The 20,344-nt window shown below is 56.8% G+C and carries 22 protein-coding genes; 13 read left to right on the top strand and 9 right to left on the bottom strand.

Going from position 1 to position 20,344, the window contains the following annotated elements; all coding sequences use genetic code 11:
• Positions 1-74: 74 nt before the first annotated feature.
• Complete coding sequence (locus ACUTSW_RS11170) at positions 75-860, bottom strand: helix-turn-helix transcriptional regulator (RefSeq protein ID WP_445584398.1); 786 nt, start codon at positions 858-860, stop codon at positions 75-77.
• A 181-nt stretch (positions 861-1,041) separates the two neighbouring features.
• Between ACUTSW_RS11170 and ACUTSW_RS11165 the strand changes: the two genes are divergently transcribed.
• Positions 1,042-1,812 (top strand): class I SAM-dependent methyltransferase, encoded by a 771-nt coding sequence (locus ACUTSW_RS11165; RefSeq protein WP_063198143.1) that lies wholly within the window; start codon positions 1,042-1,044, stop codon positions 1,810-1,812.
• A 57-nt stretch (positions 1,813-1,869) separates the two neighbouring features.
• Here the strand turns inward: ACUTSW_RS11165 and aqpZ are convergent, their stop codons facing one another.
• The gene (gene aqpZ, locus ACUTSW_RS11160; RefSeq protein ID WP_004949160.1) at positions 1,870-2,565 is read right to left on the bottom strand and encodes an aquaporin Z; all 696 of its coding nucleotides are present in this window, start codon (positions 2,563-2,565) and stop codon (positions 1,870-1,872) included.
• Positions 2,566-3,011: 446 nt separating this feature from the next.
• On the opposite strand from aqpZ, the gene ACUTSW_RS11155 reads away from it, so the two are divergent.
• A complete protein-coding gene (locus tag ACUTSW_RS11155; RefSeq protein WP_445584397.1) occupies positions 3,012-4,373 on the top strand; it encodes an esterase-like activity of phytase family protein in 1,362 nt (453 codons plus the stop codon).
• 41 nt (positions 4,374-4,414) lie between these two features.
• Here ACUTSW_RS11155 and ACUTSW_RS11150 read toward each other — a convergent pair whose 3' ends face one another.
• Positions 4,415-5,596 carry a low temperature requirement protein A gene (locus tag ACUTSW_RS11150; protein WP_445584396.1) on the bottom strand — a complete coding sequence of 394 codons (1,182 nt, stop codon included), beginning with the start codon at positions 5,594-5,596 and terminating at the stop codon, positions 4,415-4,417.
• 309 nt (positions 5,597-5,905) lie between these two features.
• Between ACUTSW_RS11150 and ACUTSW_RS11145 the strand changes: the two genes are divergently transcribed.
• Together ACUTSW_RS11145 and ACUTSW_RS11140 are read left to right on the top strand one after the other, a co-directional pair.
• Entirely contained in the window at positions 5,906-6,190 is a 285-nt protein-coding gene (locus ACUTSW_RS11145; RefSeq protein WP_006323877.1) for a YdgH/BhsA/McbA-like domain containing protein, read from the top strand.
• Between the two features lie 246 nt (positions 6,191-6,436).
• On the top strand, positions 6,437-6,994 hold the full coding sequence (locus ACUTSW_RS11140) for a class I SAM-dependent methyltransferase (protein ID WP_197912106.1): 558 nt from the start codon (positions 6,437-6,439) through the stop codon (positions 6,992-6,994).
• Here the strand turns inward: ACUTSW_RS11140 and ACUTSW_RS11135 are convergent.
• Complete coding sequence (locus ACUTSW_RS11135; protein WP_445584395.1) at positions 6,991-7,455, bottom strand: GNAT family N-acetyltransferase; 465 nt, start codon at positions 7,453-7,455, stop codon at positions 6,991-6,993. The two genes, ACUTSW_RS11140 and ACUTSW_RS11135, sit on opposite strands and share 4 nt — an antisense overlap.
• Before the next feature lie 212 nt (positions 7,456-7,667).
• On the opposite strand from ACUTSW_RS11135, the gene ACUTSW_RS11130 reads away from it, so the two are divergent.
• The 5 genes from ACUTSW_RS11130 (at position 7,668) to ACUTSW_RS11110 (ending at position 11,932) form a co-directional block, all read left to right on the top strand.
• Entirely contained in the window at positions 7,668-8,783 is a 1,116-nt protein-coding gene (locus ACUTSW_RS11130) for an ABC transporter substrate-binding protein (RefSeq protein ID WP_445584394.1), read from the top strand.
• 94 nt (positions 8,784-8,877) lie between these two features.
• Positions 8,878-9,396, top strand: coding sequence for a GNAT family N-acetyltransferase (locus ACUTSW_RS11125; RefSeq protein ID WP_445584393.1), 519 nt, complete (start codon positions 8,878-8,880; stop codon positions 9,394-9,396).
• A 117-nt stretch (positions 9,397-9,513) separates the two neighbouring features.
• Positions 9,514-10,038 (top strand): shikimate kinase AroL, encoded by a 525-nt coding sequence (aroL, locus tag ACUTSW_RS11120; protein WP_004949177.1) that lies wholly within the window; start codon positions 9,514-9,516, stop codon positions 10,036-10,038.
• A 178-nt stretch (positions 10,039-10,216) separates the two neighbouring features.
• Positions 10,217-11,263 carry an aldo/keto reductase gene (locus ACUTSW_RS11115; protein WP_445584392.1) on the top strand — a complete coding sequence of 349 codons (1,047 nt, stop codon included), beginning with the start codon at positions 10,217-10,219 and terminating at the stop codon, positions 11,261-11,263.
• 81 nt (positions 11,264-11,344) lie between these two features.
• Positions 11,345-11,932: a TetR/AcrR family transcriptional regulator gene (locus tag ACUTSW_RS11110; RefSeq protein ID WP_445584391.1), complete on the top strand. Its 588-nt coding sequence runs from the start codon at positions 11,345-11,347 to the stop codon at positions 11,930-11,932.
• Here the strand turns inward: ACUTSW_RS11110 and ACUTSW_RS11105 are convergent.
• On the bottom strand, positions 11,889-12,650 hold the full coding sequence (locus tag ACUTSW_RS11105; RefSeq protein ID WP_445584390.1) for a helix-turn-helix domain-containing protein: 762 nt from the start codon (positions 12,648-12,650) through the stop codon (positions 11,889-11,891). The genes ACUTSW_RS11110 and ACUTSW_RS11105 overlap by 44 nt on opposite strands.
• A 98-nt stretch (positions 12,651-12,748) precedes the next feature.
• Here ACUTSW_RS11105 and ACUTSW_RS11100 point away from each other — a divergent pair, with 98 nt between their 5' ends.
• The 3 genes from ACUTSW_RS11100 (at position 12,749) to ppnP (ending at position 14,005) form a co-directional block, all read left to right on the top strand.
• The gene (locus ACUTSW_RS11100; RefSeq protein ID WP_445584389.1) at positions 12,749-13,153 is read left to right on the top strand and encodes a nuclear transport factor 2 family protein; all 405 of its coding nucleotides are present in this window, start codon (positions 12,749-12,751) and stop codon (positions 13,151-13,153) included.
• Positions 13,154-13,200: 47 nt separating this feature from the next.
• A complete protein-coding gene (locus ACUTSW_RS11095) occupies positions 13,201-13,401 on the top strand; it encodes a YaiA family protein (protein WP_062869817.1) in 201 nt (66 codons plus the stop codon).
• 316 nt (positions 13,402-13,717) lie between these two features.
• Complete coding sequence (gene ppnP, locus ACUTSW_RS11090) at positions 13,718-14,005, top strand: pyrimidine/purine nucleoside phosphorylase (RefSeq protein ID WP_004949189.1); 288 nt, start codon at positions 13,718-13,720, stop codon at positions 14,003-14,005.
• A gap of 100 nt (positions 14,006-14,105) precedes the next feature.
• On the opposite strand, the gene ACUTSW_RS11085 is transcribed toward ppnP, so the two are convergent.
• The 4 genes from ACUTSW_RS11085 to ACUTSW_RS11070 all read right to left on the bottom strand — a co-directional run bounded on the left by ACUTSW_RS11085 (position 14,106) and on the right by ACUTSW_RS11070 (position 18,665).
• Positions 14,106-14,309, bottom strand: a complete 204-nt coding sequence (locus tag ACUTSW_RS11085) for a hypothetical protein (protein WP_071990223.1) — start codon at positions 14,307-14,309, stop codon at positions 14,106-14,108.
• Between the two features lie 55 nt (positions 14,310-14,364).
• Positions 14,365-14,706 carry a hypothetical protein gene (locus tag ACUTSW_RS11080; RefSeq protein WP_434462460.1) on the bottom strand — a complete coding sequence of 114 codons (342 nt, stop codon included), beginning with the start codon at positions 14,704-14,706 and terminating at the stop codon, positions 14,365-14,367.
• Between the two features lie 346 nt (positions 14,707-15,052).
• Positions 15,053-15,964 (bottom strand): recombination-associated protein RdgC, encoded by a 912-nt coding sequence (gene rdgC / locus ACUTSW_RS11075; RefSeq protein WP_006321205.1) that lies wholly within the window; start codon positions 15,962-15,964, stop codon positions 15,053-15,055.
• An 88-nt stretch (positions 15,965-16,052) separates the two neighbouring features.
• On the bottom strand, positions 16,053-18,665 hold the full coding sequence (locus ACUTSW_RS11070) for an ATP-binding protein (RefSeq protein WP_445584388.1): 2,613 nt from the start codon (positions 18,663-18,665) through the stop codon (positions 16,053-16,055).
• Positions 18,666-18,806: 141 nt separating this feature from the next.
• On the opposite strand from ACUTSW_RS11070, the gene ACUTSW_RS11065 reads away from it, so the two are divergent.
• On the top strand, positions 18,807-20,327 hold the full coding sequence (locus ACUTSW_RS11065) for a sugar ABC transporter ATP-binding protein (protein ID WP_445584387.1): 1,521 nt from the start codon (positions 18,807-18,809) through the stop codon (positions 20,325-20,327).
• The last annotated feature ends 17 nt before the right edge of the window (positions 20,328-20,344 follow it).

The following is a 20,344-nucleotide window of genomic DNA, read 5'->3' as shown; positions in this document are numbered from 1 at the left end:
AGCTATCACCCTAGCGCGTTTGTGTTAACCAATAAATAAATGGTGAGTAAACCTGTTTATGAATTTGTTACCAGTTACGCCAAAGGGATCAGCATGACCAGCTTCAGCGCGCTGTTTTCCGCCGGATGAAAGGTCAGTTGCCGATAGTGCAGCGCCCCCTGCTGCGGATGAGTGAACCCCCGTTCGCCGCCCTCGCGCGCCATCACGTCATGTTGCTTCCACCAGTGATTAAAGGCTTCGCTGTTGTGCGTCATGTTGCGCACGAAGGCGCGCATCGCTTCGGTATTCTGGTGATGGCTGGTTTCCGCGCGAAACTCGGCCACCACGCGCCGAGCGCGATCGTCCCAGTCGCAGACCAGGGTCTTCGCCAGCGGGTGGAAAAACATAAAGTGCAGCAGATTGGGCGTCTTGGCCTGGCCCAGCCAGCCGCTGAACAGGGTTTCCGCTTGCGAATTCCAGGCAAGGATATTCCAGGTGAGATCCAGCAGATAACAGGGGACTGCCACTTGGTAAACGCTTTGCAAAACGGCGCTGTTGGCGATGTCCTGATGCTGTTCCTGCTCGGGATCGGCCACCCGTGCCAGGGTAAACAGGTAGTGACGTTCGGCATGCCCCAGTCGTAACGCTTTGGCAATACGCGCCAGCGTATGCGGAGAGATGGACACCTCGCGCCCCTGCTCTATCCAGGTATACCAGGTGGCGCTGATGCCGCTGATTTGCGCCAACTCCTCACGCCGCAGGCCGCTGGTGCGGCGGCGTGGTGCGCTGGGCAGCCCCAACATGTCTGGTGTGATGCGCTCGCGGTGGGCGCGCAGAAAGGCGCCGAGGGCTTTGGGGCCGGATAAGGCTTCGGATTGCATAGGGGGGTACCTGCTCATACTAGGATAACTGCTTATATTGTACCCGTATATCAGCCTGATTATAGTGGGTTGTATCCCGTAATTGTTTGTGGCCGCCAGCGGCGCTCAGGTGCAATGACGGAAACACCCTAATAGAAAGCCATCCGGCACGGGCGCAAGCCCGACAATAACAGGAGCAAACATGAGCATCAGCAACAGCCATAAAAATGCGGTCGATCGTCAGTTCGGCGAGCAGGCCAGCGCCTACCTGACCAGCGCGGTGCACGCGCAGGGCAAAGATTTGCAACGCCTGGCAACATTGCTGGAACCCCATGCCGATGCCAGGCTGCTCGATCTGGGCTGTGGGGCCGGGCACGCCAGCTTTACCGCGGCGGCGAAAGTGGCTCAGGTCGTGGCCTATGATTTGTCCGCACAGATGCTGGAAGTGGTTAGCCAGGCGGCAGTGGATAAAGGGTTGAGCAATATTCAGGTACAGCAGGGCGTGGCGGAATCGCTGCCGTTTGACGATGCCGGCTTTGATCTGGTGATCAGCCGTTACTCGGCGCACCACTGGCATGACGTGGGCCAGGCGCTGCGCGAAGTTAAACGCGTGCTGAAACCGGGCGGCATGGCGATCTTTATGGATGTGGTGTCGCCGGGGCACCCGCTGTTGGATATTTATCTGCAAACCGTTGAAGTGCTGCGTGACACTTCGCATGTGCGCAATTATTCGCCGGGTGAATGGCTGAGCCTGCTGACTGAGGCTGGGCTGGTGGTGCGGGAGGTCACTTCGGATCGGTTGTATCTGGAGTTCGGCAGTTGGGTGGCGCGCATGCGTACGCCGGAGCATTTTGTTACCGCCATTCGCGCGTTGCAGCAGGGCGTTTCTGAAGACGTGCTTCAGCACTTCGCCATTCAACCGGACGGATCCTTCACCAGCGACATTATGATGTTTGAAGCGGCGAAAGCCTGAAAACAGCAGGGCAGCCGATAAGGGCTGCCCTGTTAGACGCAATCAAATACCGCTTAATTACTTCTTGTCTTCCAGCAGGCAGCGATAAATCAGGCCGCCGACGACACCGCCGATTAACGGCACCAGCCAGAATACCCAAAGTTGTTGCAATGCCCAGGTGCCCTGGAATATTGCCACGCCGGTACTGCGCGCCGGGTTAACGGAGGTATTGGTTACCGGAATACTGATTAAGTGAATCAGCGTTAATGCCAGACCGATAGCCAAAGGGGCAAACCCTGCAGGCGCACGCTTATCTGTCACGCCGTGAATAACAATCAGGAAGAATGCGGTCAGGACCAATTCAATAACGATGGCGGATTGCAGAGAATAGCCGCCCGGTGAATGTTCGCCGTAGCCGTTGGAAGCAAAGCCGCCGCCGGTTGGATCAAAGCCCGCTTTGCCGCTGGCAACCAAATACAGCACGGCCGCTGCAGCGATACCGCCGATGACCTGAGCGATCACATAGGGGATGACGTCTTTGGCCGGGAAACGGCCGCCGGCAAATAATCCCACGGTAACGGCCGGGTTAAAGTGCCCGCCAGAAATATGCCCAACGGCATAGGCCATTGTGACTACGGTCAGACCAAAAGCGAGTGCCACACCGGCAAAACCAATACCCAGTTGTGGAAATGCTGCAGCTAATACCGCACTGCCACAACCACCAAACACCAACCAAAATGTGCCAAAAAATTCAGCAAATAGTCGCTTTGACATAAACTCCATCCTACGGAAAATACTAACGATCGTTAGCACTAAAAACTATAGAACACCTTTCTCAATTAATGCAGGTTTCTATCAGCATTTTCTTAATGCACCTTAATGACGGCGGGTATTAAATCCCCGTAAATTAGTTTTGTCTATGCGACTTCGGCTATATTTTTTCGAGTTTTGGCGCGTTTGATTATTTTTTTATCTTTCTTATAAGAATTTACCCTAAGCTTAAATGTTGGAGCTGTTGTTAGCGGGATCCGACCCTTGGTAAATTTAATTTTCCATCTGCTTTTTCCATTCAATTCGCCGATGTTAATTGTTAATTTCTATTTGCCATGTTTAATTAGCACTATGATTCATGACATTAGCGGGGCTGTCATCAGAATGTCACGCTAGGTTAATACCTTAGCAAGCTGCAAACTTCACTCCCTTAACTCTGAGCCATAACCATGAAAATAAAACCGGTTTCGCTGTTAATTACCTCGTTGTTTCCTCTGATCTCTTATGCCGCCGACGTTGAGGTAGAGCGCTATGTCGTCAGCTTCCCCGGCGGTGAGCACGTAAGCTATCAGGGCGCTTTCGCCAAGCATTTTCCGCAGGGATTACCGGTAGGTATCGGCTCCGGCCTGGTGTTCAATGGCCGTGAGGGCAATGATCTGCTGCTGACCACCGTCACCGATCGCGGTCCTAACGCCGATGCGCCTGCGGTCGGCGAACAGGAGGCCAAAATCTTTGCCAACCCGAAGTTCGTTCCCTTGCTGATGGATATTCGCGTTGGCAGCGGGAAAGCCGTTGCCGGCAATCAGCGCCCATTGCATGACGAACAGGGGCCTGTCAGCGGGCTGCCGCTGCCGGGCGGACTGATTGGTTCCACCAACGAAGTGGCGCTGAGCGATACGCTCAAAACCTTGCCGAGCGATCGGCGCGGGCTGGATACCGAAGGCATCACGGCCGACGGTAACGGCGGCTACTGGTTGTGCGACGAATACGGCCCGTTCCTGATCCATATCGACAATAAAGGCAAGATCCTCGCCAAATATGGCCCTGCGCCGCAGAAAGGGGAGCAGGGGGTGGCCGGCGGCTTGCCGAATATTATCAAGTGGCGCCAGCCTAACCGGGGCTTCGAGGGTATCACCCGCCTGCCGGATGGCCGCATTTTGGCGGCGGTGCAGAGCACGCTGGACGTTGACGGCAAGAGCAAGAACAAGGCGCAATTCACTCGCCTGGTCAGTTTTGATCCGGCCAGCGGCAAAACGGCGATGTACGGCTACCCGATTGATATCGACAGCTATAACAAGGCCAAGGATGCCAAAGTCGGCGACATCGTGGCGGTGGACAACCAGCATATCTTGCTGATTGAACAGGGCAGCGATAAAGACAAGCAGATGATTAATAAAATCTACCTGGTCGATCTCAGCCAGGCGACCGATCTGACGGCCTTCGACGGCAAGGACAAAGCGCTGGAGTTTGACGATGCTAAGGATCTCGCCAAGCGCGGCGTGAAGCTGGCGCAAAAGCGCGAAGTGGTGGATCTGCGCAAATTGGGCTGGCAGCAGGAAAAAGTGGAAGGCCTGACGCTGATCGACGATCGCACGCTTGCGGTGATTAACGATAACGATTTTGGTCTGCAGGCCAAGCTGGTGAACGCCGAGCCTAAGGGCAAGAAAATCGGCGATTACCAGTTGGATAAGCAGGGCGGCTTGACCCTTGACGGTAAAGCGGTGTCGACGAGCATCGAACTGCGGCCGCTGGATAAGCCGGAATCACTGAGCGAACTGTGGGTGCTGAAACTGCCGCAACCGCTGAAATAACTGCCGTGACAGGGGGCATAGCGTACCCCCTGTCCGCCTTCTTATGTTGCCGCGCCGTTCTGTTGCTGCGGCGTTCTGCCCCGCGAGATGCTTTCCCACACCGCAACCACCACCATAATCAGCGTGGTCAGTCCGTTCACCATCAGCAAATCGGTCAGGTAAGCTATCGGCGTCAGCACGGCCAGCGCGATCAGGCCCACCAGGTGCGACAGCGGGAAGCGGCGATACACCAGCCGTTTGTACAAGGCGTTGGCGAGCAGGTAAATGGCCGGACCGAGGAGCAACACCGCCGCCGTCGCGTTGCCGATAGGGCCGTCGGGATGGGCGATCACCAGTTCGTTGGCGACGGCGCAGACGATAATTGCCCCGACCAGCACTACGTGCACATAGTGGAAGTTGGCACCCAACTGGCCGGGATTTTCCGCCTGGCTGATGGCGTGGCTTCCGGCTTTGCTGCTGGTATCGAAATAGACCCACCACATCGCCAGACTCCCGATAAAGGCTACCAGCGAGGCGATCAGCACCGGCGCTGTCCAGGTTTCCATTTCGCTGAGGGTAGAACCGGTAATCAGAATGGTTTCACCCAACGCCACGATCACGAACAGCTGGCAGCGCTCTGCCAGGTGATGGCCTTCTATGGTCCATTCACTGCTGCTGTCGGAACGACCCAGCACCGGCAGGCGGAAGCCGAACATCGGTGAAACGTATTCGCACAGCACCGCCAGCGCCCACAGCAGCAGCCGACTATTGCCTTGCGCCAGTCCGCCCAGGATCCAAAATATCGCCGAAATGCACAACCAGCCCAGGATACGGCGGAAGTTTTGCTTCAGCGGGTGATTGGCTTCCAGCAGGTTCAGGACCACGCAGGAGCGACCCACCTGGATCGCCACATAGAACAGCGCGAAAATTAACCCGCGTTCGCCAAACGCCTGCGGCAGCGCGGAGGCGGCGAACAGCCCCAGCAGCATGATGGCAAACAGCAGGATACGAATGGGGCGGGTATCCGGATTGAACCAGTTGGTCACCCAGGCGGTGTATTGCCACGCCAGCCAGACGGCAAACCACAGCAACAGGGTTTCCAGCGCGCCGGTCAGCGTCAGATGGTGCAGCAGGTAGTGGGAAAGTTGAGTAACGGCAAAAACGTAGATCAGATCGAATAACAGTTCCGAGAACGAAACCGAAGCGCCTCGACCATCGCGCACGCGCAGTAAGGTTTGCGACATAGAGAGTCCTTCTAAAGTGATAACCTTCAGAAAACAGCGTAGTTCAGGGGGTAACCGAGGGTGGAAATTTCTTAAAAACGAAGGTTTTTATATTACGGAGAGCACCGGGCTTTTAATTGGCTTCGGACAGGGGTAAAGTTTTCTCAGCAACTGCAGAATTATCCTGTCATGACATCGATGTACGCACTTCCTCCTTATTTACCTCACAATGATTGATGTTCTTTACATTGAATGACGTCGCTTTGCACTGCCAGGCGGATAATTAACTCCACTGATAGAGAAAATAAACAAAAACATCTGGAGTTAATCATGAAACTATTACCTGGCATCGCAGCAGTCCTGATCGCAACCGCTTCTTTTTCCTCTCTCGCCGCGCCACTGTCAACGGTAAAACAAATTGACAGCGAGCAGGCAAGCAACCTGCAGAGCATCGGCGTGGTGTCGGTTTCCGGCATCAGCGGTTCACCGGGCGACGCGGTTCATGCGCTGAAAGAAAAAGCCGCGGCGGATGGCGCAAGCCATTACCGTATTATTGCTCTGGACACCCCGGGAGATTCCAGCAACTGGCGCGGTAATGCAGAAATCTACCGTTAAAAATAGGCTGAAAATAATTGCCTGGCCGCCGACAGGTGGCCGGTAAAATAAGCGGTTGCGGAAGATAATCTGACCGGTAATGCTGTCGTTTGATTACCCTAAGATTATTACCGCAACCGTTTCGCGTTTTTGGCGCCCGCCGGTCGCATTTTATTACAACTGTTTCGATGGCTTTCGGATTCATGTTAATGAATACTTAAGAAATTGAGGGCAGATTGGTGGCTACTCAACCCAACGGAGGCCCCAATGTTAAATGCGACACGGCTGCAACTGAAGAACCACTTTTCCTATCTCCAGCAGTTTATGGCTTCACCGCGCACCATTGGCACCCTAGCGCCTTCTTCCCCCTGGTTGTGTCAGGCGATGTTGAATCAGATCGAATGGACTGGCGCCTTGTCGATTGCCGAGTTGGGGGCCGCGGATGGCGTGCTGACCAAACGCATATTGGGACGCATGCGCGCAGATGCCTCGCTCGAAGCGTTTGAGATCCAGCCTAATTTTGTGCATCAGTTGCGCAAGATTGACGATCGCCGCCTGCAGGTTATGGACCGTTCCGCGGAAGAGATGGACCGCGACTATGACGTGGTGTTCTCCTGCCTGCCGTTGTTGTCGATCCCGGTTAAAATCAGCATCCGTATTCTGCAGCAAGCCCAGCAGCGGTTGCGGGCACGGGGCGGCACTCTGGTCTTGTTCCAGTACAGCCACCTGTCGGAAAAGCTGCTGTCTCGCTATTTTCATTGGAAGCGGGTGCGGGTGGTGCGTAACTTCCCGCCGGCATTGGTGTATATCTGCACGCCGCGTTAGCTACAGTTTTTCTCCATCACCACCACTTCGCCATCATATTGCCGGCGGCGTTCGATAGTGTGCCAACCCCAGCCCGCATACAAAGCCTCTGATTTGTCGGTGATCAGGTGCAAGACGGGGTGGTTATGTTGGCGAGCCAATTGCACGATAGCGGCTTCCAGACGCTGCGCAATCCCCTGGCGCCGGTGATCGGGATGAACAAAAACCCCCGCCAGCCAGGGAGACAGATCCTTTCGCTGATGATCGTCGCTCGGCCACAGGCTGGCCATGCCCAACGGGCGTTCGCCATCGAGTATCAACAGGGTGACATAGTCTTCACTTGGTTGAGTGCACAGGGCAAAACGCTGGCGCGTGCGCTCCAGCGAGCCGCCGCGCTGTGACCCCCACTGGCCAAAGGCCCATGCGGCGCAAACATCGCTGTACTGCGGGCATTCCGTTAGCGAAACAATACGTTGGTTCATCTGTGCTCCTTTGGTTTTTCCCATCTCGCCATTTTTATCGATTTATCGGCTGATTTTTACTGTAGACAATCACATTTACGGCGGTTTTGCATTTATCGGTGCCGAAACACCGTGATTCAGCGGATTTGTCCTGTCCTGCGCGCGTTATCAATTGAAACTGTTAATGAGAGTAATTATCATGCACCCATCTTTTAGCTGCCCCCGGCCCACTCATGCGCAATCCTTTCGTTTTACTGCTGCTTTCCCTGTTGTTCGGCGTTTTTAGCGCTCAGGCGAAAATGGTCACCGACATTACCGGCCGACAGGTCGACGTGCCGGATAACCCGCAGCGCATCGTGGTGGGCGAAAGCCGCATGCTGTATACCCTGGCGCTGCTGGAGCCGGGCAATCCTGCTCAGCGCGTCGTCGGCTGGCCGGAAGATATGGCGCGTTATGATGCGCAAAGCTGGCAGCTCTATACGCAAAAATTCCCGCAGATCAAAGCGATCCCTTCCATCAGCAAGGGTAATTTCCGCCAGGTTAACGTCGAAAACCTGATCCAATTGAAGCCGGATCTGGTGATTCTCGCCCGGTACGCGCGTGAAGAGGGCGACAGCGATTTTCTGCTAACGGCGCTGAACAAGGCCGGTATTGCGGTTATCTACGTCGATTTACGGGTTGATCTGCTGAACAATACCGTGCCGAGCGTGCGTCTGCTGGGCGAAGTGCTCAATCGCCAGCAGCGGGCGGAGCAGTTCATCAGTTTCTATCAGCAGCATATGGCGGTGATTCAGCAGCGGCTGGCCGGCTACCGGGGGCCAAAACCCAAGGTGATGCTGCATCTGCACCTCGGACGGCGCGAAACTTGCTGTACCACCGCGGCGCACGGCAATCTTGGCGATCTGGTGGCCTTTGCCGGCGGCGATAATATCGCCAACGCCAGCATCAAGGGCGTCTTCGGCGATCTAAACCCGGAAACCATCCTGACCGCCAACCCTGACATCTACATCGCTACCGGCATGGCCGGGTCGGAGGGCAAGCGTTTTTCCGATCTGCGCCTTGGACCACGGGTTACCCAGCAGGAGGCCGATGAAAGCTTCCGCATGATCATGCAAAAACAGCCAATGCTCGCCAACCTGAAAGCGATCAAGAACCACCAGGCCTGGAGCATTTGGCACAATTTCTATCTCAGCCCGTATCACGTCGTGGCGGTCGAGATGCTCGCCAAAGCTTTCTATCCGGATTTGTTTGCAGACATCAATCCGCAGCAGACCTTTAAGCAGTTATACCAACAATTTTTGCCGTTACCTTTTTCAGGCACCTACTGGAGCCAACTGAATAACCCATAACGCCAAACGTGGTTGCTGGGGGCACAGCCCCTGGCGGCTTGCGTTCAACACCGACGTTGGGTTACAGAGCCGCCCGGTCGTTAAGGAGAACCCGATGAGCCCGCTTGTTCGTTTAGCGCAACTGCAGGATATCCCCCAACTGATCGCCATTGAACGCTCGGCGGCGCAGCTGTTTCTTCAGCAACCGGCGTGGCGTTTTCTTGCCGATGGCCCGGTGATGAGCCGTCAGCAGCATGCTGATTTTATTCAGCAACAGCGGGAGTGGGTGGCTGAAAGCGCGTCGGGTGAGGTGGCCGGGTTTATCGCCGTATTGCCGCAGCAGCAGGATTGGCACATCGCCGAGCTGTCGGTAGCCGCCGGCTGGCAGCGGCGCGGCATTGGCCGGCGTCTGATCGCCGAGGTTGCCATGCAGGCAAAATCGCAGGGCGCGCAGCGCCTGACGCTGACCACCTTTATCGATGTGCCCTGGAATGCGCCTTACTACCGGCGGTTAGGGTTCCAGCCGATCGCAGCCGTTCGGCTCAACTTGCCGCTGCGGCAACGGCTTGCTGAAGAGGCGGCGCAGGGATTTGTTGCCGGTAGCCGCTGTGCAATGGAATTTACACTATCGTAAATATTGAAATACAGGCTGATGGCGGTATGATGCAAGCAACCACGCCATCGCAGGATCTGCGCGCCGATCTCCAGGCGTACAAATGCAATCAAGTCACCGTATAAGGGACAACCCGTAATGACACAAACCATTTTCATGGTAGGCGCTCGCGGAGCCGGTAAAACCACGGTGGGCAGCGCATTGGCGCAGACAATGGGCTATCACTTCACCGATACCGATCTGTTTATGCAGCAGACCACGCAAATGAGCGTGGCGGAAATGGTCGCCCATGAAGGCTGGCTGGGCTTTCGCCGCCGTGAAAGCATTGCGCTGCAAACCGTGACGCAGCCGTCAACTGTAGTTGCCACCGGCGGTGGCATGATCCTGGCGGAAGAGAATCGTCGCTTCATGCGCCAGCACGGCACTGTGATTTACCTGCGTTCGCCTGCGGACGTGTTGGCGCAGCGGTTGGAAGAGTATCCGCAGGACGCGCAGCGCCCAACGCTCACCGGCCGCCCAATTGCCGAAGAGATGCTTGAAGTGCTGGCGGCGCGCGAAGCGCTGTATCAGGAGGCCGCGCATTTCGTCATGGATGGTACTGGCAGCCCGCAGCAGGTGGTCGAGCAAATCCTCTCGGCGCTGCAGCGCGAAACGGTAAAATAATCCACCGCGAATTTTCCTTTGGGCACAGTGCGTTGTGCCCAATACTCTGTTTTTCTCCCCTGATTTTGCCGGTCTGACGACAAATCGCGCTTGCCTTTATAAATGACGAGTGACATATATAAATAAATGACAACCATCATTTATGATGTTTAACTCAAGCTTATTGCGAGGCATCTGTATGAAATACACTCCCTTTGGTCGCAACACCGGCCTGCGCGTTGCCGAATTGGCTCTGGGCACCGGCAACTTTGGCACGGGCTGGGGCTACGGCTCGGAGAAGGAAGAGGCCAGACGGGTATTCGATCGCTACGTCGACGCCGGCGGCAACTTCCTCGACACGGCTGACGCTTATCAGTTTGGTCAGTCGGAACAGCTGGTGGGGGAATTTATTGCCGCCGAGCGCGATCGCTTCGTCGTCGCCACCAAGTACACGCTGGGCGCTGCGCCGGAGGCAAGTGTTGCGCACACTGGTAACAGCCGTAAAAACATGATTGCTTCGGTGGAGGCCAGCCTGAAGCGCCTGAAAACCGATCGTATCGACCTGCTGTGGGCTCATTTCTCCGACAATCTGACCCCGATTGAGGAGATCGTACGCGCGTTTGACGATCTGATTCGCGCCGGCAAGATCCAGTATGCCGGGTTATCCAACTTTCCGGCCTGGCGCATTGCCCGGGCGGATACTCTGGCCGAGCTACGCGGCTGGGCGCGCATTGCCGGCATTCAGGTGGAATACAGCCTGGTGGAACGTACCGCCGAGCGTGAACTGCTGCCGATGGCCGAAGCCTTGGGGATGGCCGCTACGCTGTGGTCGCCGCTGGGCGGCGGTCTGTTGACCGGGAAATATCGCCACAGCAATGCCGGGCGTCTGACCGAGCTGGGGCGCCTGGTGCATCGCGAGAAAGATACCGCGCTGCTGGATGAAGTGCTGGCAATAGCGCAGGAGCACGGTGTCCAGCCGACCCACGTCGCCATCGCCTGGCTGCGCGACCGGGCCGCGCACTCCAGCACCAGCCTGATCCCCATTCTGGGGCCGCGCACCTTAGCGCAACTGGACGATACGTTGTCTGCGCTCAGTCTGACGCTGAGCGAAGAGCAAGTGGTGCGTCTGGATCGGGTAAGCGCTATTGAGCCAGGCACGCCTCACCGGCAGATTGCCGACACGCTGGCGCGAGCGCAGGGCGGTGACAGCGGCCGTTTTGCCGCACCGAGCCCCCCGCGTGCCTGAGTCTTTTCATGAGAGGCATCATCATTGAGTACGGTCAGTGGATGGCCTAAGATGATGCCGGATTGATAAGGAGAAAACACCATGGCGCGGGTATCAAAGCAACAAATGGAACGCAATCGCGAGGCGATTGAACAGGTGTCTTCACAACTGTTTCGTGAACGTGGCCTGAACGGCGTCAGCGTTAACGATCTGATGGCGGCGGTGGGGCTGACCCACGGCGGTTTCTATGGTCATTTTGCCTCCAAGGATGAACTGGCGGCGGTAGCCAGCCGCAGAGCGGCGGAGGAGTCGGACCAGCGTTGGGAAGCGTTGAGCAGCCAGCCCGGCAAACACACTTTGCAAACCCTGATTGATGGCTATCTGAGCGTGAAACACCGTGACTGTCCCGCCGAGGGTTGCGTGGTCACCGCGCTGGCCGCCGACGTGGCGCGGGAAGGGGCCGATAAACCCGTACACCAGGCCTACCTGAGCGGCGCAAAATCGATGCTGGCGCGGCTGGAGTCGCTGTCGCCATTGGAAGATGAACAGCAGCGGCAGCAGCAGGCTTTGGCGCAGATGGCGATGCTGGTGGGGGCACTGACGCTGGCGCGGGCGACTCGCGGCGACGCGTTGTCGGAACAGTTCCTCAACGCGGCGCGTCAGGCGCTGTTGCCGGCGGACGCTGAGTAAAATACCGCCCCGGCGTGGTGCCGAAACGCTCGCGGAAGGCGGCGATATAGGCACTGACATTGTCGTAACCGCAGTCAGCGGCAATCTGGCCGACGGATTCCCCCCGTGACAGCGCTTCCAGCGAGCGGAGCACCCTGGCTTGCTGGCGCCAACGCGAAAAAGTCACGCCCGTTTCGCCGATAAAACGGCGGCTCAGGGTACGGACGCTCAACCCGGCCCAGTCGGCCCATTCACGCTGAGTGCGCTCGCCGGCAGGTTCGTTCAGCAGTGCGCGGGCGATTTTCAGCAGCCGCGCATCTTGCGGCAGCGGCAGTTGCAGCGGGGGGCTTTCCTGAACGTGCATTTCATCCAGCAATACCTGCAACATCCGCTGTTGCGATGCACTCAGCGGCTGCCCGGCAAACTGCGCGATACGCTCGACCAGCGCCTGAATCAGCGTTGAGGCGACGCTCAGCCGGGGGTGCTCCGGCAGTGCCGCACCGTGTTGTTCTCCCAGATACAGGATCCAGCCCGCCACGTTACCGCAGGCCAACGCCTGGTGTGCGTAGTGTGGCGGCAACCAGCCGATACTGCCTGCGGTCATTGCCCATTGCCTCCCTGCGGTTTCCAGCGCCATCATGCCGTGCGTTAACAGATAGATCTGCCCGTCGGCATGGTGGTGCCAGGGCGTGAGGTGTTTTTTCTCATGCAAAAGCCGTTCGCTGCGCAGGATCATCATGTTGGCCGATTACCGGTATAAAAAGTCCAGGTACGGTTATTATGCCACCCTCTGCCTTCGCTATGATCCCCGTCTCATTCCATTTTTGGAGATCCTCTATGAACGAAAATCCCTCAATAACCGTGGTACTCGACGCCTTGCAGCGGGTGGTTGCCTGCTCGCAACACCAACCGGCGCTGATAGCTGAACTGTTCAGCGAAGATTACCGCCAGCAGGTGGACGGCAAAGTACTCGATTATGCGCAATTTATGCAGCATATGGCCCTGTTGAAGCAGCTCACCCGCAGCATGGCGTTGGAAATTATTGCCGTCGCCGGACAGGGGGAGGCGGTACTGACGCATCATCAGGTGCGAGTGGAAAAGCGCGACGGTGGCCGCAGCCTGGTCAAGGTGCTGGCGCATTTCACCGTACGTGACGGCAAGATCTGTGCCTGCGATGAGCTGACGCAGCTGTTGGAAGGCGAACATGGCGATCGCGATCTGGGATCGCGCGTGTCGGCATAAACTCGGCTGCTATACTTAACCCTGTGTGATTCACACGGGAGAACAGCATGCGCGAAAATAACCGACCAGGCTATCCGAGAACCGCTCGGGTGGTCGAAGTTGACCGGGGCGACCCCAGCTTGCATATCCATCGTTTTGAGGTGCGCACCGACGACATTGAGCCGAATACGCTGCTCAGTGAGCATTCGACCGAGCAGGAAGCGCTCGACGCCAAGCATCGCTACGAGGATCCGGCGTTGGAAGATTAACCTGTACCCTACGGAAGCCGGCGCGATGCCGGTTTCTTTTTTGTCTTTTGCTGAAGGCCACTTAGTGCGCATTGATCTTGCCGGCCGCTGAGTTAATTATCTGATTCGAATACGAATAAAATGCCATGACGCTAACTGTCCGGCGGTGGCCTGGCGCTATTTTTGTTGCGGATTCAGAACGGAAGGCCGACGACCGATCGCCGGGCAGAATTTTACTCTGCGCCACGATCGCATTTCGCGTGAAAAACCAGTGACAGATCAAGCGCAATCCCCCAATATGGATTTCTCATAAAGTTGATTATGCGGGTGCCAGTCTATGCTGAAAGTGAACGAGTATTTTGCCGGAAAAGTGAAGTCTATCGGTTTCGATAGTAGCAGCATCGGCCTTGCCAGCGTCGGTGTGATGGAAGAGGGTGAGTACACCTTCAGCACCGCCCAGCCGGAAGAGATGACCGTGATTACCGGCGCGTTGAAAGTGTTGCTGCCGGGCTCGCCGGATTGGCAGGTGTTTATGCCGGGTGAGAAGTTCTTCGTACCGGCTCACAGTGAGTTCAACCTGCAGGTTGCCGATGCAACTGCCTATCTGTGCCGTTATTTAAGTTAGTAGTTTCCTCTTTTGGCGGGAAATCAGGGCTCTGCATGCAGAGCCCTAAGGCACCATGCAAAGTGAGATATTAGTGAGAGTGTGGCGGTAGAAGGTGCGGTTATTCATCATCTTTTATTTTTAAAACATATTTTTTCCAGAGACGGCTGGAAAGAAATGCATAAATTAATGTGAAGATAATAGACGCAAAAAACGCTTTGATTAATGAAGCCGGGAAAGCAAGTGCTCTGATGTTTACGATCAAATAAGTAGAAAAAGAAATTCCTGATATGAATACCAATCTTCTTATTCTTTCTTTTTTCACGACACACTCCTTTTACTTAAAAAGGAGAGATTGTAATCTCTCCTCATGTAACGACTTACCAATGACATTGACCGTTTACACTATTCTTATTGCTGTCTCCGCCAAAAGCGCCACGTCCGTTACCGCCATTATTTCGAGGATCATTTACTGCATCTACCGCTGCATTATAACCAGCTTCGCCGATAACACCACCGATCCAGCCCCCAATAGCTGCCCCCAGAGGTGCTCCTGGCCCGGTAACGAGAGCTCCGATATACCCTCCCGCTATAGCTCCCGCCCCTGCAGCTGCAGTTTTTCCTGCGCTATTAGCCCGGCCACTATTGTCAATCCGGTCACCGCCATTATTACCGCGACCACCAGAAATATGATCGAGCATCGATGAATCAATAATTTTCATAAATAATTCCCTTTCATTATGTAATTGATGTGAATATATATCAGTGTGTGAAGCTATTTATAAATAGATTGTTTTTTCGACAAGATCAATGCAGAGAGGTAAAAGCATAATAAAAGGTAGCTATCGATTCGCCTAAAATAACGTGGAAAGGTGAATGGGGGCACTGATTGGTATATGGTCACATATTTGTTCGGTGATTGTATACGCAACAAATTGGCAGTTATAAAAATGAGAGAGTGAGCCTAATTTTTATCGGCTACTGGAGTATTCGGATGTGTTCTTGGTAAAGGACGTTGCAGCAGTCCAAGGGCTCTGCATGCAGAGCCCTTGGTATTTTCAGGCTGAGTTAACGCTGGGCTTCGCCGCCCAGGGCTTCGATGGTGTTCTTGATTAACGCCGCCAGTTCGCTGGTCATCAGGATAAAATCGGCGTCAAAACGTTGGGCGAAGTCGTCGCGATCGATATCGTCATTCTGCTCACGCAGCGCGTCGGCAAACTTCAGGCGCTTGAGCGAGCCGTCGTCCGCCAGCACCAGTTGAATGCGTTCCTGCCAGTCCACCGCCAGTTTGGTCACCAGCTTGCCGGCTTCGATATGCACCGCAATTTCGTCGCTGATCAGGTTCTGCTTCTTGCAGCGGATCACGCCACCGTCTTCCAGAATCGCCTTCAGTTCCGCTTCGTCCTGAATGATAAAACCGGCCGGCAGCTCGCCGGAGCGCACCCACTCGGTCAACGTCAGCTCGATCGGGCTTTCCATGGTCAGCGGCACCACCGGCAGCGAACCCAGGCTTTTACGCAACAACGCCAGGGTATCTTCCGCGCGTTTGGCGCTGGCGGCGTCAACCATGATCAGGTCATTGACGGTGTCGATCCACATAAAGGTCTGGTTGAAACGGCTGAAGGCGCGCGGCAGCAGGCTGTGCAGCACCTCATCTTTCAGCGCGTCCTTCTCGGTTTTTTTCAGTTTGCGGTGCTGTTCGCCTTCCAGGCGCTCAATCTTGGCCTGCAACTCTTGCTTGATGACCGGCGAAGGTAGGATTTTTTCTTCTTTGCGCGCACAGATGACGATCTGGCCGTTAACCGCGTGCGTCAAGGCGTCGCTGTGGGAACCCATTGGGGAGACCCAGCCGGTTTTCGCCATGTCCTGGCTGCCGCAAGGGGTGAAAGCAAAAGCGCTGAGCTGTTTTTCCATTTCATCCGCGTTTAGCGCAACTTCGCGGCTCAAACGGTAAACCATCAAATTCTTAAACCACAGCATAATGTTGTCCCTGGCTGGGCGTGCAGTCGGCACGCTTGTTCATCAAAAGCAGGGCGGCATGATAACGAATCAGAGGCGAAAAATCGCCTCATTCCCTCTGAATTGCGTCGCCGACCGCGTTTCTTCTCCGCGCCCGTTGCAGCGCCAGCGCCAGTTGCCGCTGGCTGAAAGGCTTGCGCAGCAGCTCAAGCTCAGGCAGATCTCCCTGAGAGTGGCGGCGCATGTCCTGGCCGCTGATCAGCAGAGCGCAGAGGTGGGGATTGATCTCCCGCGCCTGCTCAATCACCTGCGCGCCGTTCAGTTCGCCCGGCAGCATCAGATCGCTTATCAGCAGCGCGATATCCGGCGTCTGGCGCAGCAGCGCCAGCGCTTCCTGGCTGTCTGCGCTGTCCAGCGTCAGGTAGCCGAGCTGGTGCAGGTGTTCGCACAGCGTGTGGCGCACGTCGTTCTCATCTTCCAGTACCAGCACCAGATTGTCGGTGCCGTCACTGTCGTCGAGTGGCAACAGCGGCGTTTCCGTTACCGCCTGCATGGGGGCTCGGGGCAATTGCAGGCGCACCAGCGTGCCTTTGCCCGGCGCGGTTTCAATCTGTACCCGCCCGCCGGACTGGCGGACAAAACCGTAAACCATCGACAGGCCAAGCCCGCTGCCGCTACCGACCGCCTTGGTGGTGAAGAAGGGCTCGAACACCTGCGCCTTGACCTCCTCCGACATCCCGCAGCCGGTGTCGATCACTTCCAGCGCCACCATGTCCTGTTTTTTGCCGCTGCTGCGCACTACCCGCTGGTTATAAATGCGGATCTTCACCACCCCGCTGCGGCCTTCCATCGCATCCCGCGCGTTGACCACCAGGTTGATCAGCGCATTTTCCAACTGATTGGCATCGATCCACGCCGGCCAGCCGGGCTGTTGCGCCTCAATGGTCAGCGATAGCGTGGCGGGCAGCGAATGGCGCAGCAGTTCCTGCAGGTTTTCCACCAGCGCACGCAGCGCGATGGCTTGAGGGTGCAGCGCCTGTTTGCGTGAGAATGCCAGCAGCCGCTGAGTGAGTTGCGCGCCGCGTTCGGCGGCTTTCAGCGCGCGGGCGATGCGTTGTGCGGTTTGCGCGTCCTGCGTTTGCCCGGTTGTCAGTTCCAGGCTGCCGATAATCACCGCCAGCAGGTTGTTAAAATCGTGCGCCAGGCCGCCGGTAAGTTGACCGACCGCCTTCATTTTCTGGCTGTGCAGCAGCGCCTCTTCCAGCGCCTTGCGCTCGGTGCGTTCCAACACCACGTTCACCACACCGCGGTTGGGCACCGGGCTGAAACGCAGTTCGACGGTGCGACCGTCATCCAGACGCAGCTCCTGCGGCTGCGGCAGTTCACTGGACAGATTGGCCAGTACCGCCTCCCAGCGCTGGCCCTGTGGCGGCGTTACGTGTTGCAGCAATTCGCGGTAGTGCTGGCCGCGGTGCAACTGGTGTTCGTTCAGCCCCAGCAGCAGCGGGTATTGCGGGTTCCACACCACCAGCTGTCCGTCGTTATCAAACAGGGCAAAACCGTCGCGCATTGCCAGGAACGTGGTTTCCAGCTGGGTGCTTTTTTCTTTCAACAGGCGAGAGGTTCGTTCCAGTGAGGCGGTATTGCGGGCAAACACGTTGAAAGCGCGCGCCAGTTCGCCAAGTTCATCGCGGCGTTGCAGCGCCGGCACGCTGACGTCACGCTCACCGCGCGCCAGTCGCGTCATGGCATTGGCGATCGCCGTCAGGTTAGAACCGAGATTGCGGTAGATATACAGCCCGGCGAAGCCGGTGATCACCAACGCCAGCAGGGCGAACAGGCCGATAAATACGCTGATGGAACTGAGCTCACGGTGCGTCTGGTGGGTACGCAGCTCCGACTCGTTCGCTACCTTTTGCACGTACAGGTTGATGTCGCCGTTGAGCATCTCGACTAACGCTTTGATATGGTAGGTATAATAGGCCAGGGCCAGGTCGCTTTGCTCCAGTTCCAGCGTTTCGGGCAGCAGGCGTTGTTCGCTGATGCGAAACTGTCGCATTTTCTCATCCACCAATGCATTCGAGCTGCGCTGCGGCCAGTAGACCATCACGCTGTCGAGTTGCTGGGCGGCCGCCTTGGGCGTTGGGGTCTGAATGGCGATCGCCAACAGCCGGTCAATCTGGCCGAGCAGCGGTTGCGAAGGCTGGTCCAGATTGTCGCGTTGGCTCAGGCTGGTGATATGCCGCAGCGTACTCTGTGTCTGGTAAAGCCCGCTGAGCAGGATGTTGCGTTGCAGGTGCCGCGCGTGACCGAGTTCCAGCATGCGGGTGACGCTGGTTTCCAGTGCGTTGCTGCGGCTGATGATGCGCTTGACCAGCGCCGGCTCGCTGTGGGCCAGCGGGGCGTCCGCCAGCCGGTTGAGAGATGCCTGCAGCGCCAACTGGGTCTGTTTCAATCGGGCGGATTCGCTCTGGTACTCCAGTGCGCCAACCACCTGCGAAAGCCGGATGGCGGCGGTGGCGACGTTCGACGTATCGCGGCTCAGCGCCATGCTGCCGTTCATCTCTTTCAGCGTTTGCGCCTGCACCTGTTCCTGCAGCTTGCCCGCATGCATAAAGCCGACGATCGCCACGCCGCTGACCATCAGCGTCACCGCCACTACCAGCAGGTTGAACATCAGCAGGCGCCCACGCGCACCGGCAAGGAAAGGTAGTCTGCGCATCGTATCTCCCGTAACTGACTGTTCGCATTATAAATCCCCGTTCCATTAACAATATGACAAACATGAACGGGCGCTGACATTTTGCATTTATTTATGCGTGGTTAACTGCATGTAATCCGAACCGCAGCCTGAGGTATGACGATGAGCGTGACCCCGATTTTGGAAATGCACAACATCGCCAAGAGTTTTGGTCAGTTTTATGCGCTGAAAGGCGTCGACCTGACGGTATATCGCGGTGAGATCCACGCGCTGATGGGTGAAAACGGCGCGGGTAAAAGCACGTTAATGAAAATATTGGCCGGCGCGTATATCGCCAGCAGCGGGGAAATTTTTATCGATGGGCAGCCGTTCGCCATCAAAGGGCCAAAAGACGCCCTGGCGGCAGGTATCACGCTGATTTACCAGGAAATGAATCTGGCACCCAATCTGACGGTGGCGGAGAACATTTTTCTGGGCAGCGAGATCCAGCGCGGTGGCCTGGTGAAACGCCGGCAGATGTTGCTGGAAGCGCAGAAGGTGATCGACAGGCTGGGCGCGCAGTTCAGCGCCGGCGATCGGGTCATGAAATTAACCATCGCCGAGCAGCAGCAGGTGGAAATCGCCCGCGCGTTGCATCGCAATAGCCGCATTCTGGTGATGGACGAACCTACGGCGGCGCTCTCTTCGCGTGAAACGCATCGGCTGTTCGAGCTGATCAAGCGCCTGCGCGATGAGGGAATGGCGATCATTTACATCAGCCACCGTATGGCGGAAGTGTACGAACTGTCGGATCGCGTCAGCGTGCTGCGTGACGGCCAGTATGTCGGTAGCCTGACGCGCGACAAGCTGTCCGCCAGTGAGCTGGTGCGCATGATGGTGGGCCGCCCGCTGAGCGATCTGTTCAATAAGGAACAGGGGATTGCGGTGGGCGAACCGCGTCTGACGTTGCACGGGTTGACCGACGGCAAGAAAGTGAAGCCGGTCAGTCTGCAGGTGCGCGCCGGCGAGATTGTCGGCCTTTCCGGGCTGGTGGGGGCCGGGCGCTCCGAACTGGCGCAGCTGATTTTCGGCGTGCGCAAGGCGAGCGGCGGCACTGTGGAGATTGACGGCAAAACGGCCAATATCCATTCACCGCGCGACGCCATCGCTCTGGGCATCGGTTTTCTCACCGAAAACCGCAAGGAGCAGGGTCTGTTTCTCGATCTGGCGGCGCATGAAAATATCGTTATGGCAACGCTGGAGCGCGATGGCCGCTACGGCCTGCTGAATCGCCGCAAGGCGCAGATCATTTCCAGCGACGCTATCGGCCTGCTGAATATCCGTGTGCCGCATGCTCAGGTGCGCGCCGGTGGTCTGTCCGGCGGCAACCAGCAAAAGTTGCTGATTTCACGCTGGGTGGCGATCGGCCCGCGCATTCTGATCCTCGATGAACCGACGCGCGGCGTTGACGTCGGCGCCAAGAGCGAAATTTACCGCATCATGAGCCAGATGGCGCAGCAGGGGGTGGCGATCCTGATGATCTCCAGCGAACTGCCTGAGGTGGTCGGGATGAGCGATCGGGTTTACGTCATGCACGAAGGCAGTATCGCCGGCGAACTGAGCGGCAGCGACATTACTCAGGAAAACATCATGACGCTGGCCACCGGCGTCGAAACCGCCGTGGAAATCGCCGACCATGAATAATTCAATCCGTACGCTCA

Source organism: Serratia sp. TSA_198.1 (genome assembly GCF_052686505.1).
The sequence above is the reverse complement of the archived record's forward strand: the minus strand, read 5'-3'. Positions and strand labels throughout refer to the sequence as shown.

Coding starts and splice junctions, on each gene's coding strand:
- aqpZ (WP_004949160.1), bottom strand. CDS start 2,565: ATGTCAAAGCGACTATTTGCTGAATTTTTTGGCACATTTTGGTTGGTG.
- ACUTSW_RS11125 (WP_445584393.1), top strand. CDS start 8,878: ATGAGCCCGCTTGTTCGTTTAGCGCAACTGCAGGATATCCCCCAACTG.
- ACUTSW_RS11140 (WP_197912106.1), top strand. CDS start 6,437: ATGTTAAATGCGACACGGCTGCAACTGAAGAACCACTTTTCCTATCTC.
- ACUTSW_RS11080 (WP_434462460.1), bottom strand. CDS start 14,706: ATGAAAATTATTGATTCATCGATGCTCGATCATATTTCTGGTGGTCGC.
- ACUTSW_RS11130 (WP_445584394.1), top strand. CDS start 7,668: ATGCGCAATCCTTTCGTTTTACTGCTGCTTTCCCTGTTGTTCGGCGTT.
- ACUTSW_RS11145 (WP_006323877.1), top strand. CDS start 5,906: ATGAAACTATTACCTGGCATCGCAGCAGTCCTGATCGCAACCGCTTCT.
- ACUTSW_RS11065 (WP_445584387.1), top strand. CDS start 18,807: ATGAGCGTGACCCCGATTTTGGAAATGCACAACATCGCCAAGAGTTTT.
- ACUTSW_RS11105 (WP_445584390.1), bottom strand. CDS start 12,650: ATGATGATCCTGCGCAGCGAACGGCTTTTGCATGAGAAAAAACACCTC.
- ACUTSW_RS11165 (WP_063198143.1), top strand. CDS start 1,042: ATGAGCATCAGCAACAGCCATAAAAATGCGGTCGATCGTCAGTTCGGC.
- ACUTSW_RS11115 (WP_445584392.1), top strand. CDS start 10,217: ATGAAATACACTCCCTTTGGTCGCAACACCGGCCTGCGCGTTGCCGAA.
- ppnP (WP_004949189.1), top strand. CDS start 13,718: ATGCTGAAAGTGAACGAGTATTTTGCCGGAAAAGTGAAGTCTATCGGT.
- ACUTSW_RS11095 (WP_062869817.1), top strand. CDS start 13,201: ATGCGCGAAAATAACCGACCAGGCTATCCGAGAACCGCTCGGGTGGTC.
- aroL (WP_004949177.1), top strand. CDS start 9,514: ATGACACAAACCATTTTCATGGTAGGCGCTCGCGGAGCCGGTAAAACC.
- ACUTSW_RS11170 (WP_445584398.1), bottom strand. CDS start 860: ATGCAATCCGAAGCCTTATCCGGCCCCAAAGCCCTCGGCGCCTTTCTG.
- ACUTSW_RS11135 (WP_445584395.1), bottom strand. CDS start 7,455: ATGAACCAACGTATTGTTTCGCTAACGGAATGCCCGCAGTACAGCGAT.
- ACUTSW_RS11150 (WP_445584396.1), bottom strand. CDS start 5,596: ATGTCGCAAACCTTACTGCGCGTGCGCGATGGTCGAGGCGCTTCGGTT.
- ACUTSW_RS11155 (WP_445584397.1), top strand. CDS start 3,012: ATGAAAATAAAACCGGTTTCGCTGTTAATTACCTCGTTGTTTCCTCTG.
- ACUTSW_RS11100 (WP_445584389.1), top strand. CDS start 12,749: ATGAACGAAAATCCCTCAATAACCGTGGTACTCGACGCCTTGCAGCGG.
- rdgC (WP_006321205.1), bottom strand. CDS start 15,964: ATGCTGTGGTTTAAGAATTTGATGGTTTACCGTTTGAGCCGCGAAGTT.
- ACUTSW_RS11110 (WP_445584391.1), top strand. CDS start 11,345: ATGGCGCGGGTATCAAAGCAACAAATGGAACGCAATCGCGAGGCGATT.
- ACUTSW_RS11070 (WP_445584388.1), bottom strand. CDS start 18,665: ATGCGCAGACTACCTTTCCTTGCCGGTGCGCGTGGGCGCCTGCTGATG.